The 16,214-nt window shown below is 37.2% G+C and carries 13 protein-coding genes, 1 tRNA gene and 1 other annotated feature; all 14 genes read right to left on the reverse strand.

Annotated features, from left to right (window positions below):
* Positions 1–5 precede the first annotated feature (5 nt).
* Positions 6–1,508: a sugar ABC transporter ATP-binding protein gene (locus B096_RS0103590; protein ID WP_018579420.1), complete on the reverse strand. Its 1,503-nt coding sequence runs from the start codon at positions 1,506–1,508 to the stop codon at positions 6–8.
* An 80-nt stretch (positions 1,509–1,588) separates the two neighbouring features.
* Positions 1,589–2,671, reverse strand: a complete 1,083-nt coding sequence (locus tag B096_RS0103595) for a galactose ABC transporter substrate-binding protein (protein WP_018579421.1) — start codon at positions 2,669–2,671, stop codon at positions 1,589–1,591.
* An 85-nt stretch (positions 2,672–2,756) separates the two neighbouring features.
* Positions 2,757–3,773: a LacI family DNA-binding transcriptional regulator gene (locus B096_RS0103600; RefSeq protein WP_018579422.1), complete on the reverse strand. Its 1,017-nt coding sequence runs from the start codon at positions 3,771–3,773 to the stop codon at positions 2,757–2,759.
* Positions 3,774–3,843: 70 nt separating this feature from the next.
* Positions 3,844–4,365 carry a DUF2812 domain-containing protein gene (locus B096_RS0103605; RefSeq protein ID WP_018579423.1) on the reverse strand — a complete coding sequence of 174 codons (522 nt, stop codon included), beginning with the start codon at positions 4,363–4,365 and terminating at the stop codon, positions 3,844–3,846.
* An 84-nt stretch (positions 4,366–4,449) separates the two neighbouring features.
* Positions 4,450–7,035 (reverse strand): valine--tRNA ligase, encoded by a 2,586-nt coding sequence (locus tag B096_RS0103610; protein WP_018579424.1) that lies wholly within the window; start codon positions 7,033–7,035, stop codon positions 4,450–4,452.
* Complete coding sequence (locus B096_RS0103615) at positions 7,007–7,582, reverse strand: GNAT family N-acetyltransferase (RefSeq protein ID WP_018579425.1); 576 nt, start codon at positions 7,580–7,582, stop codon at positions 7,007–7,009. Before B096_RS0103615 ends, B096_RS0103610 begins: the two co-directional genes overlap by 29 nt.
* Before the next feature lie 32 nt (positions 7,583–7,614).
* Positions 7,615–7,817: a binding site (T-box leader), on the reverse strand.
* Between the two features lie 68 nt (positions 7,818–7,885).
* Positions 7,886–8,908 carry a sugar-transfer associated ATP-grasp domain-containing protein gene (locus B096_RS0103620; protein ID WP_018579426.1) on the reverse strand — a complete coding sequence of 341 codons (1,023 nt, stop codon included), beginning with the start codon at positions 8,906–8,908 and terminating at the stop codon, positions 7,886–7,888.
* Between the two features lie 60 nt (positions 8,909–8,968).
* Positions 8,969–9,544, reverse strand: coding sequence for a ribosome biogenesis GTP-binding protein YihA/YsxC (yihA, locus tag B096_RS0103625; RefSeq protein WP_018579427.1), 576 nt, complete (start codon positions 9,542–9,544; stop codon positions 8,969–8,971).
* Complete coding sequence (gene lon / locus B096_RS0103630; RefSeq protein ID WP_018579428.1) at positions 9,544–11,859, reverse strand: endopeptidase La; 2,316 nt, start codon at positions 11,857–11,859, stop codon at positions 9,544–9,546. Before lon ends, yihA begins: the two co-directional genes overlap by 1 nt.
* 46 nt (positions 11,860–11,905) lie before the next feature.
* The gene (gene tig, locus B096_RS0103635; protein ID WP_018579429.1) at positions 11,906–13,177 is read right to left on the reverse strand and encodes a trigger factor; all 1,272 of its coding nucleotides are present in this window, start codon (positions 13,175–13,177) and stop codon (positions 11,906–11,908) included.
* Positions 13,178–13,291: 114 nt separating this feature from the next.
* A complete protein-coding gene (locus B096_RS0103640) occupies positions 13,292–13,927 on the reverse strand; it encodes a hypothetical protein (protein WP_018579430.1) in 636 nt (211 codons plus the stop codon).
* Between the two features lie 126 nt (positions 13,928–14,053).
* Positions 14,054–15,052, reverse strand: a complete 999-nt coding sequence (locus B096_RS0103645; RefSeq protein ID WP_018579431.1) for a sugar-transfer associated ATP-grasp domain-containing protein — start codon at positions 15,050–15,052, stop codon at positions 14,054–14,056.
* A 65-nt stretch (positions 15,053–15,117) separates the two neighbouring features.
* Entirely contained in the window at positions 15,118–15,945 is an 828-nt protein-coding gene (locus B096_RS0103650) for a CAP domain-containing protein (protein ID WP_018579432.1), read from the reverse strand.
* A gap of 154 nt (positions 15,946–16,099) precedes the next feature.
* A tRNA-Arg gene (locus B096_RS0103655) sits at positions 16,100–16,175 on the reverse strand.
* Positions 16,176–16,214: the final 39 nt, after the last annotated feature.

A 16,214-nucleotide genomic window follows, 5' to 3' on the forward strand; every position in this document is an offset into this window, starting at 1 on the left:
CTCCCTTATTCCATAAACTTCGTTGCAAGTGTCATGACGCTTTCTTGAGTTGCTTCTTCTTTATCTAAGAAACCAGAAACACGACCCTCACACATAACCATAACGCGATCTGAGACACCTAAGAGTTCTGCCATTTCCGAAGAAATCATAATAATACTCTTTCCTTCAGCAGCTAACTCATTAATAATTTGGTATATCTCATATTTAGCCCCAACATCGATACCACGTGTTGGTTCATCTAAAATTAGAATATCAGGATTATTTGCTAACCAACGAGATAAGATAACCTTTTGTTGGTTCCCTCCAGATAAGTTTTCTATATGCGTTTTTTTGCTTGCTGTTTTGATGTTTAATCGATCAATACTGCTATCAACAACTTCGCTTATTTTCTTATCATCCAAAATCCCATTATGGATGTATTGATCTATTGAAGCAATCGCTACATTATCCGATACCGATAAGACTCCAAAGATCCCATTCCCACGACGGTCTTCTGTTACAAGGGCAATTCCATTTCGAATCGCATCTTGAGGTCGATTTACAACTAATTGATTCTCACCCAACTTTACGATACCGTGATCAATCGCACGCATTCCATAAATCGCTTCCATCAATTCAGTACGTTGAGCTCCAACGAGCCCCCCAACCCCCAAGATTTCACCACGTCTTAATTCAAAATAACATTCTTTAAATGACAATGGATTCGGTGACGTTAAGTTTTCAACACGCAATACTACTTCATCCGTTGGTTTGTTTGTTTTTGGTGGGAACAAACTCTTTAATTCGCGTCCAACCATATTTTTAATGATTGAATCATTGGTCATTTCACTTGCTGGCCATGTACCGACATAACAACCATCCCGCATGATTGTAATTTCATCTGAAATCTTTAAGATTTCATCCATTTTATGTGATATATATACAATAGCAATTCCTTTTTCAGTCAACTTTTCAATAATTGCAAACAGTTTCTCCACTTCTGTAGCAGTTAATGACGATGTTGGTTCATCCATAATAACAACTTTCGCATTATGAGAAATTGCTTTAGCAATTTCAATGGATTGCATTTGAGAAACCGTCAACTCATTAAGTAAAGTGGTTGGCTCCACATCCAATCCAACTTCTTTTAATAGGCGCTCTGTTTCTTGGTACATTTTCTTATGATCTACCGTCTTGAACTTGGTCATAGGGTAATTTCCTAAGAAAATGTTTTCTCCCACGGTCATCATGCGAATGGGTTGTAATTCTTGATGAATCATGGAAATTCCTGAATCAATGGCTTCCTTTGCATCTTTAAATTCAACTTCGTTTCCATTAAAGATTACTGATCCTGAATCTCTATGATATATCCCATATAAACACTTCATCAATGTTGATTTGCCAGCTCCATTTTCACCCATAAGTGCATGAACTGTACCCGGTTTTAATCTTAAATTGACATGGTCTAATGCTTTTACACCAGGGAAAGTTTTAGTAATGTCTTTCATTTCTAGGATGTATTCGCTCATGTCTGTCACCTTCCTATCCTTATAAATATTCAAGTGTGCCGTTAAGCACACTTGAGATTTAACATTAACGTATTTTTAAATTATTGAGCGTCACGTTCTGCGTAACGTTTTACTGCTTCTTCTACAGTTTCTTTACGAGCTTCTGCACGTTTTAGTTCTGCTTCTTCAGGTTTTGTTACCCCAACATAATCATGCCAGTAGTATGCTGAAACTTCTTTACCTTGTAGTAATTCAAGTGCTACATCAACTGCTGTATGTGATTGGTTAAAGTGGTCATTTAATACTGTACCCGTTAGTTTTCCACCTTTAAGGAGTTCAATTGCATCTGGAATCGCATCAACACCAACTACGAAGATATCTTCACCAACTTTACGGCCAGCTGCTTCGATTGCCGTTACAGCCCCAACTGCCATACCGTCATTGTTTGCAAATATAACTTCTAACTTGTTACCAAATTGTTCTAATGCATTCGCTGTAAATTCTTGACCTTTCGCTGTATCCCAGTTTGCTTGGTAAGGTTGAGCTAAAGCATTTGTTTTAACGCCTTTTTCTTCAAGACCTTTAACTGAGAATTCAGTACGTTGTTTTGCATCAACGTTTGCAGGGTCACCCATTAATGTGATGTAACTCACAACACCGTCACCATCAATGTCCCCTTTATTATCAAGACCGGCAATCATATAACCTTGAATGGTTCCTGATTGTGTTGCATCGGCTCCAACATAAGTTGTTTTTCCTGGCCAGATTTCTAATTCTTGTGTTTCTGGTTCGCGGTTAATGAATACAACTGGAATGTCTTTTGCTTTTGCTGAATTTATAATTGATCCAGCTGCAGTTGGGTCAACCATGTTCGCAATAATTAAGTCTTTACCTTGGGCGATAAAGTTATTAATTTGCTCTGTTTGGTTTGCTTGGTCTTGCTTACCATCTTGAACATCAAGTTTGTAAGTATTTCCATCTTTTTCCCCTACTTCTTTAAAGTATGATGCAAGCTCTTCACGATATAGTGTCATGAAGTTGTCATCGAATTTATAAATTGCAACTCCGATGTTATATGTCTTACCGCCATCTTTAGCGTCACCCTTTGCTCCATCCTTGGATGAGCATCCGAATAAAGTAAGCGCTAACAATGATACTAAAATCAATTTACTCAATTTCTTCATCTGTACTTCCTCCTGTACTAAATTCTAGTAAATGTTTTACCACTAGCAAGGTCATGATAACCCATGTAAGCGCTTATGTCAACGCTTACAGTAAAGATTTTACTGAAAATACGGTTTCTCGAACAACTAACTTTGTAGAGCATACAACCTTAACAGGGATAAAACTTTTTGAACTGATCATTAACGTCAAGAGTTGAGCCGCCAGTTCCCCCATATACTTAGTATCCAATGCTACAGTCGTAAGTGGTGGATTAAAGAACTTAGCACTAGCGATATCATTATAACCAACAATCGATATTTGATGAGGAACTTGATCTTTCATCTCACCCAATGCACGAAGTGCACCCATCGCAATGGTGTCACTGGCACAAATAAATGCTGTAGGTACAACTTCTTGTTTTAAAGCCTCTAACACACTTGAATATCCGGTTTGTGCGGTATATTTTCCCAAATAAACATGGTCTTGATTATACTCCATTTCACGGTCTTCACTCATAAGCTTATTAAAGGTCCGTTCACGACGATCTACGTATTCAATTTTAGTAGCTCCTAGATACTCACGACCGCCAATATAGCCAATTCGTGTATGTCCCATCTCTTTTAGATAGTTAATGGACGCAGCAGTTGCACCCTCTAAGTCGTGTACCACTGCGGAATATTTGCTTGAATCAGGATTGGAATCAACGAAAACAATTGCAGGACAATGACGCTCCAAATCATTGGCCTGTTGGTGTGAAAACTTACCAACACAAATTAAACCGTCCAAGTCATCTTCTAAAAATACATCAACCATGTTCTCTTTATAGTAGCGTTTAATTTGAATTTTATGACTGATGCAGAAGTTTTCAACACTCATTCGCAATGAGTAATAATAAGGGTCTTCTTCTTCTTCGTTACTTGAAATCCATTGCACGATTCCGACCATCAGTACATCAGCTTTTTTATTCTTTTTCTTAATACGATAGTTTAGTTCTTTCGCAACACGAAAGACTTCATCTCTTGTTTCATCTTTAACACTAAGCGTCGGGTCTTCATTAAGAATACGCGACACCGTAGCCTGACTAACACTTGCTTTTAATGCGATATCTTTTATAGTTGCCATAATATCCTCCTTTTTCTTATAATTAGTCCTCTATACTGATTTTAGTAAATTTTTACTTGTTTTACCAGTATTATTTACTGATTTCTTTTAAAATAGCCATTGCTTTGCTTCGTAATTGCCATGTATACGCTCCTAGGACTGCACCTGCACCAATAATAATAAAATATAAATTATTTTGATAATTTATGTATAAATAGATAAAAAAGACGAGCAGCGAGGCAATAACGATTCCACTGAATCGCTCGATGCGATGGACCATCATTTTGATAACCTCAATGCGATCCTCTTGAAATGAAACAATAGGATTTAAGCTGCGGGGTCTTACAAAATAATAATATGTTCCTCCTTTTTGACTGCTATACTCACAAATCCGGATAAAACCTTGATCTAAATACCGTTGTTTTATTTCTTCGGTCATCGGTTCAATGCAATACGTTACTTCAAAATTTAATTTCGCCGGTTCATTGAAATCAAAATGGTATGCAGTGCCATCATAGGAATCTAGCATATACCCTTCTTCCGCTTTTTGTTCAAGATACTGTGCTTCTTCTTTAAATTCGATTATGGAAAATGATGTTTTGTTTCGTTTCATAATAATTACCTATCCTTCTTATTTCGATTATACATGCTTCGTGCCTTTGTTAGCAAACTAAAAAGGACCCGATGGGTCCTTTTCTTATTGTAATTGTTCTAAAACGAGTGCTAATTGTCGTTTATATTCATCTAATTTTTGACGTTCTTCTTGAACTTTAGATTCGGGTGCCTTTGCAATAAACTTCTCATTTGAAAGCATTTTTTCACCTCGTTGGATTTCTCCCTCGAGTTTAGCTTTTTCTTTTTCAAGTTTTTCTAGCAATGCCGCACGATCTACGAGTTCTTCTTGTACTAATCGAATCGCACCACCGTGAATTGGTTGCGCAATACTACTATCAGGAAGTGTTGTAATTGTAACCTTCGCCATCGCTTCAAACATTTCTAAAAGAACTTTATTGAGTATGTAAGGCTTATTGTCTGTATTTAACACTTCAACATTCAATGGTTTCGAAGGCTTAACATCATAGTTTACACGAACCTCTCGAATTGCTTGAATCGCCTCAATCATAAAATCAACTTCCGAAAGATCTGATGTTTCAATTACCATACTTTCAGGCCATGTTTCAAGGTTGATCGATTCAATATGACCCGGTAATGCGCAATAGATTTCTTCAGTAACAAAAGGCATAAATGGATGAAGCATAATCAGGATGTTTTTAAGCATATGCGCTAATGTTGCTTTGGCTGCATAGGCAACATCTTCGTCATTACTTTGTAATTCACTCTTACTTAATTCAATATACCAACTGCAGAAATCATCCCATACAAAGCGTGTCAAGGTGTTACCTACAAGTGCAAATTCATATTTATCCATATTACGTGAAACTTCTTCCAATGTTTCATTAAATTTATGAATGATATGACGGTCAACTTGAGATAACTTCGCTTGATTGATATCATAAATATCATCCTCGATATGCATTAATACAAATCGTGAAGCATTCCATATTTTATTGATAAAGTTCCATGAAGCTTCCACCTTTTCAGGCATGTAACGCATATCTTGGCCCGGTGTCGAATTGGTTGTAAGGAAGTAACGCAATGCATCAACACCATATTCTTCAATAACATCCATGGGGTCAACACCATTACCCAATGACTTACTCATCTTTCGACCCTCTTGGTCACGAATCAAACCATGAATCAATACATCTTCAAAAGGTCTTGAATCGGTAAAATATCGAGCTTGGAACGCCATACGGGCTACCCAGAAGAAGATAATGTCATATCCGGTAACAAGTACACTTGTAGGATAATAACGTTCTAAATCGGCCGTATTTTCAGGCCAGCCCAATGTTGAGAATGGCCACAATGCACTGGAGAACCATGTATCAAGAACATCTTCATCTTGATGCCAGTTTTCAATATCCTTTGGTGCTTCAAGCCCTACATAAATTTCTTCTGTATCGTTGTGGAACCATGCCGGTATGCGATGTCCCCACCATAATTGGCGCGAGATACACCAGTCTTCAATATTATCAAGCCAACGTGTAAAGGTATTTTCAAAACGTTCTGGATAGAAATGAATCTTCTCATCTCCATCTTGATGCTTTAACACTTCATCTGCAAGTGGCTTCATCTTAACAAACCATTGTTTTGACAGATATGGCTCTACAATGACATCAGTACGTTCCGAATGCCCTACTTGGTGTACATGTTTTTCAATTGAAATCAATTTACCAGCTGCTTCAATATCCGCTACTAATGCCTTACGACAAGCAAATCGTTCCATTCCTTGATACTTACCCGCAAGTTCATTCATCGTACCGTCCGGATTCATACAAATTGGCATCGCTAAACCATATTTTTCACCAATTGTGAAATCATTTGGGTCATGAGCCGGAGTACATTTCATCACGCCTGTACCAAATTCAATATCGATATAGTCATCCGTGATAATAGGAAGCACATCTCCGTTCGCGGGATTAATTGCATGTTTCCCAACAACATGGGCATAACGTTCATCATCCGGATGCACCACAATACATACGTCACCAAACATCGTTTCAGGACGCGTTGTCGATACTTTTAATTTTTCCCCTGTTTCTTCAACAGTATATTCAAATGTATAGAAATTACCTTCCACTTCTTTGTGAATAACCTCGATATTGGAAAGTGCAGTTTGAGCCTCTACATCCCAATTAATAATGCGATAACCTTGGAAAATTAAGCCATCATTATACAGATCAACAAATACTTTATTAACCGCTTGATTGAGTCCTTCGTCCAAAGTGAATCGTTCACGAGAATAATCGACAGAAATGCCTAATTTAGACCATTGTTCACGGATGTGTCCTGCGTATTCGTCTTTCCACTCCCAAGATTTTTCAAGAAAGGCTTCACGTCCAAGGTCATAACGTGAGATTCCTTGTTCCCGCATTTTTTGTTCAACTTTTGCTTGCGTAGCGATTCCTGCATGATCCATTCCTGGTAAGTACAATGCATCTTTACCTAAGAGGCGTTGGTAACGAATAATAATATCTTGTAGCGTATTATCCCAAGCATGACCTAAGTGTAATTTCCCTGTAACGTTAGGTGGTGGAATAACGAGCGAGTAAGGTGCTTTTGATGTATCTCCTGCTGTAAAATACCCTTTTTCCACCCATTCGTTATATTTTTTTAATTCTACTTCACTATGTTCATATTTTTTCGATAGTTTTTCTGTCATAATATTCCTCCTGTAAAAGTCCATAACACACTAAATCATCATATCCATCTTCCAATCGTGCCGCTTGCCGTTTAATTCCTTCTTGTTCAAAGCCCAGTTTCTTTGCAACTGCACCCGAAGCAGGGTTGCTCTGTAAATGCTTGAGCTCCATTCGACGCACCTTGTAACTTTCAAATGCAAATTGCAATACAGCAGATGCAGCTTCCGTCATAAGTCCCAATCCCCAAAACCGAGGATTTAAGGCATACCCCATTTCGTACACACCTTCTGAAGCACTAATGGGCCAAAAATCACACGTACCGATCATACGGCCGTTATTTTTGAGTGTTATCGCAAATGCTTCTGGCCATCCCTTTTCGGGTCGTGAGAGAAAGACGTGTTCAATTACTTTCTTCGAATCTTCTACACTTTGATGCGGCTTAAAACGCGTCATGCGCGTTACCTGATATGTCTTAGCATAAAGAAACATATCATCGGCATCATCAATCACAACCGGCCTTAATATAAGCCGTTCTGTTTCAAGTGTTGGTATTGTCTTTTGCTCCATACTTCCCTCCAAAATAATAAAAAAAACATCATCCAAAGGACGATGAATCGTGGTACCACCTTATTTTACATACATTGTATGCCTCATTGTCGTTAACGCCGACTACGTAGCATCTTACTTATGTTCAGATACCAATCTCCCAGGCTACATTCTTCTATGCATGAGATTGCTTTTCACCAGCCAGCAACTCTCTAAACTCAAAACATACAATACTCTTCCTATTCAACGATTTATTTAATTTTATCACATCGCGTCATTTGCGTCAATCGAACATACAGATATAAAAAAAGAGCTTTCGCTCTTTTAATAATTTTTTATATAACGATCATAAATTGGTTTTACACCTGTTTTTTCATCTGACATGCTTGGAATCACTTGGAATGGTCCAGTAGAAGAATTTCCTTCAATAATTTCGGGTCCATCCACACCTACAGCTACGTCCCAACCCATATAACGAACTTGTGGTATCACCAAACAAGCTTCTTTAATACTTGAAACTAATTGTTCATAATGTGGAACTTGAAATCCAATTAAATCAGTACCCGTTATCGGATGTTTCGTATGTTGATTACAGTCTTTATCAATAAATGGATAGACAACCGTACCGGTATCATCAAGAATGGTATACATACCACCTTGCCCAATATTATCAACATGACTTCCTAAACCAGATTTCAATACCGAGACAAGAATACGCGGTATTTTTTCGTCATCGAGGAATGTAATCACCCGTAATGTATTTACACTTGTAGGTGATAATTCGCTCATTTTTGGATGTTGTTTGAAGAATTCTTCAATCAGGTATTGACGGTTATCCATCAAAGCTTGATATAAATCATCAAAGTTGATTGTTGGATTTTCATTTACATCGACAACTTCGATACCTCGTCCAACATAATCCGTTGTACGTTTGGCCATAACCTTACCATGCTTACGGACAAATGCTTCCAGTCCATCCGCATCACTTTCGCGAATATCAAACGTATCACGATGCACATAATCACTAAAACGTTTTACGAAAATTGACTTATCGTCAAAAATATCCAAGAACTCAGGATCATTATAGTACTTAGCAATACGTGCAGAATGACCCAGTGTAATGAATGTTGCACGTTGTTGCGCATTCAAGTCATAAAACTCAAATTCATTATAGTCTACGTAACCTGCAGTATACTTAAACGAGCACCAAATCATATCAAAGAATAGAACTACACGAGAACGTCCGCTCTTTTCATGTGCATATTGAATTGCATTTTTAAAACCTGAGAAATCCATGTTGAACAAGCGTTTAAAGTAATACTTAATTTTCCAAAATAATTTTTTCATGTTCGTCCCTTTCATGTATCGCTTTATCGTATCAGTGAGTGTAAAGGTTCCACACGATCATCAAATATTTTTTTGAATAAACTTAATGATCGGGTCACGCGTTTCATTTTTTAGACTTGAAAATTCTAAAACCGTAACATCTTGGAATTCTTTAAAAATCTCACGCTTAATATTGTTGATTTTATTTTTTGACAATTTATCAACTTTAGTTAAAACAAGCGCATATCGAATACCATAATGAATCGCAAATTGAATCATCATGATATCGTCTTGACTGACTCCACGTCGAACATCGACAAGGACCAGCATAACAGATGGATGACGCAATTCAAAATAGCTATCCATAAGTGTACCGTAGTGAATTTGCTCCTGTTTGGAACGATTTGCGAAACCATATCCGGGAACGTCGGTAAGTATAACTTCATCATTAATATGATAGAAATTGATTAGACGTGTCTTCCCTGGTGTTTGTCCAACATAAGCAAGTTTTTTACGGTTTGTAATGGCATTTATCAACGAAGATTTTCCTACATTTGATTTTCCTACCATTACAATTTCTTTTTGATCCGTCTCTGGAAATTGAGACGAATGCGCAGCTGAAATTATCAACTGCGCATCATTTGTCTTCCATGTCATTAAATGAGTGCTTCTTTCAACACTTCATCAATGGTTTCGCATGGGATAAATGTAACACTTTCCTTAACAACATCGGGAACTTCTGCTAAGTCTTTTTCATTCAATTTTGGAATGACAATTCGATTAATTCCAACTCGATGTGCAGCAAGTGATTTTTCTTTTAAACCACCAATTGGTAAGACATTACCACGTAGGGTAATTTCCCCAGTCATCGCAAGGTTAGAACGAACTTTATTATTGGTTAATGCACTAATGAGCGCGGTTGTAAATGTAACACCTGCCGATGGGCCATCTTTAGGAACGGCTCCTTCCGGTACGTGAACTTGTACGTCATGTTTTTCAAAGAAATCAGGAGCAATGTTTAAACTACGAGCATGACTCTTAACATAACCCATTGCAATTTCTGCAGACTCCTTCATAACATCACCCAGTTGCCCTGTCACAACAAGTCGACCTTTACCTTCATAGGTAGTGACTTCGATTGGTAGAACATCACCACCAAATTGTGTATAAGCAAGTCCGGTAACAACACCCACTTGATCTTTTTTCTCTTTTTGTCCGTATTCAAAAATGATTTGACCCAACCATTCAGTAATAATATCTTTATTAATAGTGATTGATTTCTTGCCATCTTTAAGAATTGCAAGAACTGTCTTACGGCATAAAGATGCAATAACACGTTCTAATTGACGGACACCCGCTTCACGTGTGTAATGACGAATAACATAACGTAATTGAGCATCACTCATACGGAATTGAGATTTTTTAAGACCGTTTGCTTCCAATTGTTTTGGAATCAAATGCTCTTTAGCAATATTTAATTTTTCTTCTTCAGTATATGAACTCAATTGAATAATTTCCAAACGATCGCGTAATGCTTCAGGAATATCTCCCAAATAGTTAGCAGTCGCCACAAACATTACATTTGATAAATCATATGGTTCTTCAAGATAGTTATCACTGAATAGTTTGTTTTGTTCAGGATCTAACACTTCCAGCATTGCACTTGAAGGATCACCCTTGTAATCAGATGCCATTTTATCAATTTCATCAATTAAGAAAACAGGGTTTACTACACCCGCTTTTTTCATTCCTTGAATAATACGTCCTGGTAGTGATCCAAGGTATGTACGACGGTGCCCTCGGATTTCAGCTTCGTCCCGTACACCACCAACAGAAGCTTTCACAAACTCACGTCCAAGTGAATCCGCAATCGACTTCGCAAGAGATGTTTTACCAACTCCCGGAGGCCCAACAAGGCAGATAATTGGAGCATCTAGATTGCCGGTCATTTCTTTGACAGCGAGATATTCCATAATACGGTCTTTAACTTTATCCAAGCCAAAGTGGTCCTCATCAAGTTTTTCACGAACAAGGTTTAAGTCTTTGATATCTTCCGTTTCTTGCCACCAAGGTGTCTTTAAAAGCCACTCAAGGTAGGAACGTACAACCCCTGACTCTCCTGATGCTTGTGGTAACATTTCATAGCGACGTAATTCTTCCATCGCTTTTTCCTTAACATATTCAGGATAAGGATTGTTTTCAATCATTTCACGGAATTCATCGCTGTCTTCCCCTACGTCTCCAACATCACCCAATTCTTCACGAATCGCGCGCATTTTTTCTCTTAGATAATATTCTCGTTGATTCTCTTCAACACGATCTTTAACTTTCTCATTAATCGTATTTTCAATTTGTGCTAATGTTTGCTCACGTTGAATTTCTTCAATAATCATGAGTAAACGTTCATTCACATTTAACTCTTCGAGAAGTTCTTGTTTTCGCTCTAATTGTAGTGGGAAATACTGTGCAAATTGATCACTCAATTGTGATGCAGATACTCCCATCGTTAATTGATTTACAATTTCTGTTGGAATTGTAATATTTTGAACCGATACTTGTTCAATCTCATTGGTAATACGACGCACTAACGCCATTTCTTCATTTTCTTCGCCGATAATATCTTCGAGAGATGAAACTGAACCAAATAGCATACGACCATCGTCATTTAATGTATCTAATTTAACGCGTTTGAGTCCTGTAAATGTAACACGTAAAAAGCCTTGTTTACGTTTTACTGCTTTAATGTTTACGAGTGAACCAAATTCATAAAGTTCATCTTGACGCGGATCATCAACGAGAATATCTTTTTGACTTACAAGCACGACTTGTCCATTAAAGAACTTTTCGGCTTCATCAATTGCATTCATGCTTTTATGACGACCTACTTCAATCATAATCTCTTGTTCTGGGAACACAATAACACCACGCGTTGCAACAACAGGAACGCTTATTGTTATATTTTTTTCGCTCATAGCAATCCCTCCTTTAAGGATAAAAAAGACGCTAAGCGTCTTTTAATTAAGCAAGAGTTTCTTGTACTAGCTCCATCGCTTTTCGTAATAAGATATCGTATCCGATAGCATCTGGTGAAACTAAACCTTTAACTTGTTCAAGTTCCATGCCATATACTTCAGAAATTGTAGCAAATTCTTTTTCAATTTCTTCGTCTTCTACTTTTAATCCTTCAACTTCAGCAATTTTTTCAAGTGTTAAGCGAGTGCGTACACGTTTTTCTGCATCTTCACGCATTTGTTCTTTTACATCTTCTTCAGATTGTCCAAGAATTTGTGAGTAAAGATCGAAGTTCATACCTTGTTGTGCAAGACGTTGATTGAATTCATTAAACATTTGATTTAATTCTTCTTCAATCATTGCTGCAGGAATGTCAATTTTCGCATTATTTGAAATTGTTTCCACAAGTTCTTCATTTACGCGATCTTCTTCTGCTTGTTCACGTTGTGCTTTAAGATTTTTCTTAATTGAATCTTTTAATGCGTCTAATGAAGTAATTTCTTCATCATCTAATAATTCAACAAACTCATCGTTTAATTCTGGTAACACTTTTGTTTTTACTTCGTGTAATTTAACTTTGAAGACAACTGGTTGACCAGCAAGGTCTTCTACATGGTATTCTTCTGGGAAAGTGATGTCTAAATCTTTTTCATCTTCTGAAACCATTCCGATCATTGCTTCTTCGAATCCAGGAATGAATGAGTTTGAACCGATTTCTAATGTATAGTTCTCGCCTTTTCCACCTTCGAATGCAACGCCGTCTTTAAATCCTTCGAAATCCATTACAACGGTATCGCCGTTTTCAACTGCGCCTTCTTTAAGTTGTAATTCAGCTTGTTCTTCACGTAATTTTTCAAGTTCAGCTTCAATATCTTTTGCTGAAACAGTAATGCGTTTACGTTTGATTTCTAAGCCTTTGTATTCACCTAATTCAACTTCTGGTTTAACTGTAACGATAAATTTTAATGTTAATGCGTCTTCAGTCATTGCTTCGATATCTAATTCAGGTGTTGCAACAGGTTCGATTTTTTGTTCAACCATTCCTGCTACAAATGCTTCATTAGCGATTGCATTAACTGCATCCATCATAATCATTTGTTCGTTAACATGTTTACGTGCTAATTCTTTAGGTGCTTGTCCTTTACGGAATCCTTGAATTTCAACGTTTTTAATTGCGTTATCTAAAGTTTTTTCTTGTGCTTTTTTCCAAGCCTTTTCTTCAACTTCAACAGTTAATAATCCTGTTGAGTTTTCATTTAATGTCCATGTAGATTTCATGTTTGTCCTCCTAGTACGTTACTATTATAACATAACTTTTAGCACAGTCAACAGACGAGTGCTAAAAACTTACCACCACTCTATTTTAACTGAATCGAGCGACTTTTGCATTCTTTATACTTTATACAAATAAGTATTCACTGTATCTAATATTTCCTCAGCTCTTAAATCATCAATTGGAATCGGGAATGCATCCAGAACACGTTGTTCAAGAGCGCCGAGACAAAGAATTAAAAGACTAGGATTTTCAGATTCAAGCATATCACCTAATTGCAACACACATGTTTGATAAGCATCGGACAACAAGGGATTTTCTAATTGAGCCGTGTTGATCACATGATCTGTCATTTTAAGTTTTAATTGCAACACCGCATCAATCGACTGGTCCATAAGAAAGAATAGAATTTGTTTCTTGATCCAATCTTCTATGCATTCATCGACTAACCATTTTTGAACAAATGTCATTTCATTGCGTAGATTCATCCGCTCCAAAGAGATAATAGCTTTGTGCTGTAAAAGTTCATTGCCACGTAACGCTTCATCAAGTTCATCAATATCTTCGAAATATTTGCTTGACGGTGCGGTATCAATTCGAACGGAATCACGAATGATTTGAAGTTGTGAAAAATACGGTTCCGGTACATAAGGCATTCTCAATTCTTCGTCAACAAGCGCAAGCGCTTCTCGTTGTTTTCCTTCGTTTAGAAGGGTATGAATTGAGTCGATGCAGGTTTCATAATAGTTGTTCATACTTTTCCTTTCATACTGTTTCATTTTAACATACTTTTGTTTGATTAAAAACAAAAGTATTGCATTTGTTGTGCTTATCTTTTAATTGCGTCCCATTCCTAAATAAAACCTCAGCAAAGCTGAGGTTTAAATATCAATTACTTTTCTGAATTTGGGTAAAAGCCCTTCTTTAGATCCTGTTAAACTCGGCTTCATTTGGAACACACCCGTATTATAATTTCCCTCAATCAAGGATGGTCGTTTCTGCCCAATGGCCACATCCCATCCAACGTATTGAATTTGTGGAACCTCACGTGCTGCTCGATCTAACATGCTAACAATTTCATCATAAAGCGGAACTTGAAATCCAACGATATCAACGCCTGTAATTGGATGCGTTTTGTAAGCAATCGCATCTTTATCAAAAGCAGGATACAACACTTGACCTCCATCATCTAAAACAGTATACATACCGCCGGCACCAAAATTATCCAGATGACCACCATTTCCGATTTTTAAGACACCTTCTAATACATGAACATCTTTTCCATCAAAGAACGTAATCATTCTCAGCGTATTAACACTGTCTGGATACAGACTGGACATCGCTTCATGTTGAACAAAGTATTCTTCAATTAAAAACTGACGTCGTGCCATACGTTCATTTTTAAATGATTCAAAATCTTCAATTTCCGATGTCACAAAGCGTTCAACGCCATAACCCATTAGGCTATCGGTTACTTTTGCCATCACAACATCATGTGATGCGAGAAAAGCTTTTACCAATTCATCCGATGATTCGCGTAAATCGACAAAATCACGACCAATGTATTCACGGAATACTTTATTGAATTCAGACTTATCCGCAAATTTATGTCTAAATTCTTTTTGATTATACTTAACAATAATAGCGTTTGCGATTCCCCCCGTAATAAAGGTCTTACGCTCCGAGCGATTCAATAAATAAAACTCAAATTCAAAGTAATCAAGATAGCCCGATTGATAAATAAACGAACAACCGATCATATCAACCAAAATGAACAGTCTAAACTTGCCTGTTTCTTTACTAATAATTCCAGCAATACGCCACATATTTTTATAATCCAATGATTTTAATCTTTTAAAATAATATTTGATTCGACCCATGCAAATCCTCCATTTACCACATTACATCTATAATACCCTTTGTTTCCTTATCCGACAAGTCCCTGTTAATACCCAAATAACTGAACCCAATACCAATTTCCGTCCTCAGCCTCAAATAATGCGCAAGCGCCTGATGTGAAATCATCCAAAATATTAGCTCGGTGACTTGGTGAGTTCATAAACCCTTCCATCGCACTTTCGACCGTAAACGCACGCTTGGCAAGATTTTCCGCAAAGATCATGTTTGGATTAAGACTATCCCATGAACTTCCATCGGGACGACGATGCTCAAACCGTTGTTCTAAATCAACAGCTCGAATTCCAGCGTAATCATAAAGTGCTTCAGACCATACTAATGGCTCTAACTGATGTTCTTTACGCGTTTGATTGACTGCTTCAAACATCAGAATTGAAGCTTCACGATCTATTTTCTCATTATTTTGAACATTTTCCTTCTTTCCAATAATATGAACTTCCGCAATCGGTGCTTGAACCGTTTCGGTGTAGTGAACTGTTGATTCGATTAGTTCATTATTTTTATAGAGATCTTTATAAACTGTCCTAATGCGTCCTTCTTGTCCTCTTTGCTCAATGTAATCTTCACCTAATGTAACTTGGGCATCGGGTTTCGCAATAATATCAAAAGGAATGATCGTTTCCTCACTGCGATAATCTTCTTCGTAATAATCAGCAGACGGTAGCGCTCGCTCTTTTATCGATGGTTGTTTGGTCACGACCTCGTTTTCAGTCAAAGATTGACTCTTTTTTTGAATTATTTCTGGTTCTAGATTTGTTATTTGATGCTGTGTCCCCTTATAGTATCCGAAGCCGGATCCTAAACAAAACAAAAGCATTCCAAGGACTAAAAAAATATGCTTTTTCTTTACTTTCATATGCCCCTCCATACAAAGTTCTTGATTCAATTGTACTAAAATTCACCATAAATTCCTATTGTTAAACTCATTTTATCGCCTATAAATCGCGATGAGTGAAGTTTCAACGAAAAAACAAAAAAAACACCATCGAAATGGTGTTTAACTTATATATTGGCGTCCCCGGAGAGATTCGAACTCCCGACCACACGCTTAGAAGGCGCGTGCTCTATCCACTGAGCTACGGAGACAAATTGTGCTCTATGCGTCTACAATAATATCATTAAGAC

Origin of the sequence: Erysipelothrix tonsillarum DSM 14972 (genome assembly GCF_000373785.1) — a bacterium.
Taxonomy (GTDB): Bacteria; Bacillota_I; Bacilli_A; order Erysipelotrichales; family Erysipelotrichaceae; genus Erysipelothrix; species Erysipelothrix tonsillarum.

What these genes read in the sequence shown, in the direction of transcription:
- B096_RS0103590 (WP_018579420.1), bottom strand. Translation starts at nt 1,508, where the DNA reads ATGAGCGAATACATCCTAGAAATGAAAGACATTACTAAAACTTTCCCT.
- yihA (WP_018579427.1), bottom strand. Translation starts at nt 9,544, where the DNA reads ATGACATGGAAGACAAATGATGCGCAGTTGATAATTTCAGCTGCGCAT.
- B096_RS0103645 (WP_018579431.1), bottom strand. Translation starts at nt 15,052, where the DNA reads ATGGGTCGAATCAAATATTATTTTAAAAGATTAAAATCATTGGATTAT.
- lon (WP_018579428.1), bottom strand. Translation starts at nt 11,859, where the DNA reads ATGAGCGAAAAAAATATAACAATAAGCGTTCCTGTTGTTGCAACGCGT.
- tig (WP_018579429.1), bottom strand. Translation starts at nt 13,177, where the DNA reads ATGAAATCTACATGGACATTAAATGAAAACTCAACAGGATTATTAACT.
- B096_RS0103610 (WP_018579424.1), bottom strand. Translation starts at nt 7,035, where the DNA reads ATGACAGAAAAACTATCGAAAAAATATGAACATAGTGAAGTAGAATTA.
- B096_RS0103640 (WP_018579430.1), bottom strand. Translation starts at nt 13,927, where the DNA reads ATGAACAACTATTATGAAACCTGCATCGACTCAATTCATACCCTTCTA.
- B096_RS0103605 (WP_018579423.1), bottom strand. Translation starts at nt 4,365, where the DNA reads ATGAAACGAAACAAAACATCATTTTCCATAATCGAATTTAAAGAAGAA.
- B096_RS0103595 (WP_018579421.1), bottom strand. Translation starts at nt 2,671, where the DNA reads ATGAAGAAATTGAGTAAATTGATTTTAGTATCATTGTTAGCGCTTACT.
- B096_RS0103615 (WP_018579425.1), bottom strand. Translation starts at nt 7,582, where the DNA reads ATGGAGCAAAAGACAATACCAACACTTGAAACAGAACGGCTTATATTA.
- B096_RS0103600 (WP_018579422.1), bottom strand. Translation starts at nt 3,773, where the DNA reads ATGGCAACTATAAAAGATATCGCATTAAAAGCAAGTGTTAGTCAGGCT.
- B096_RS0103650 (WP_018579432.1), bottom strand. Translation starts at nt 15,945, where the DNA reads ATGAAAGTAAAGAAAAAGCATATTTTTTTAGTCCTTGGAATGCTTTTG.
- B096_RS0103620 (WP_018579426.1), bottom strand. Translation starts at nt 8,908, where the DNA reads ATGAAAAAATTATTTTGGAAAATTAAGTATTACTTTAAACGCTTGTTC.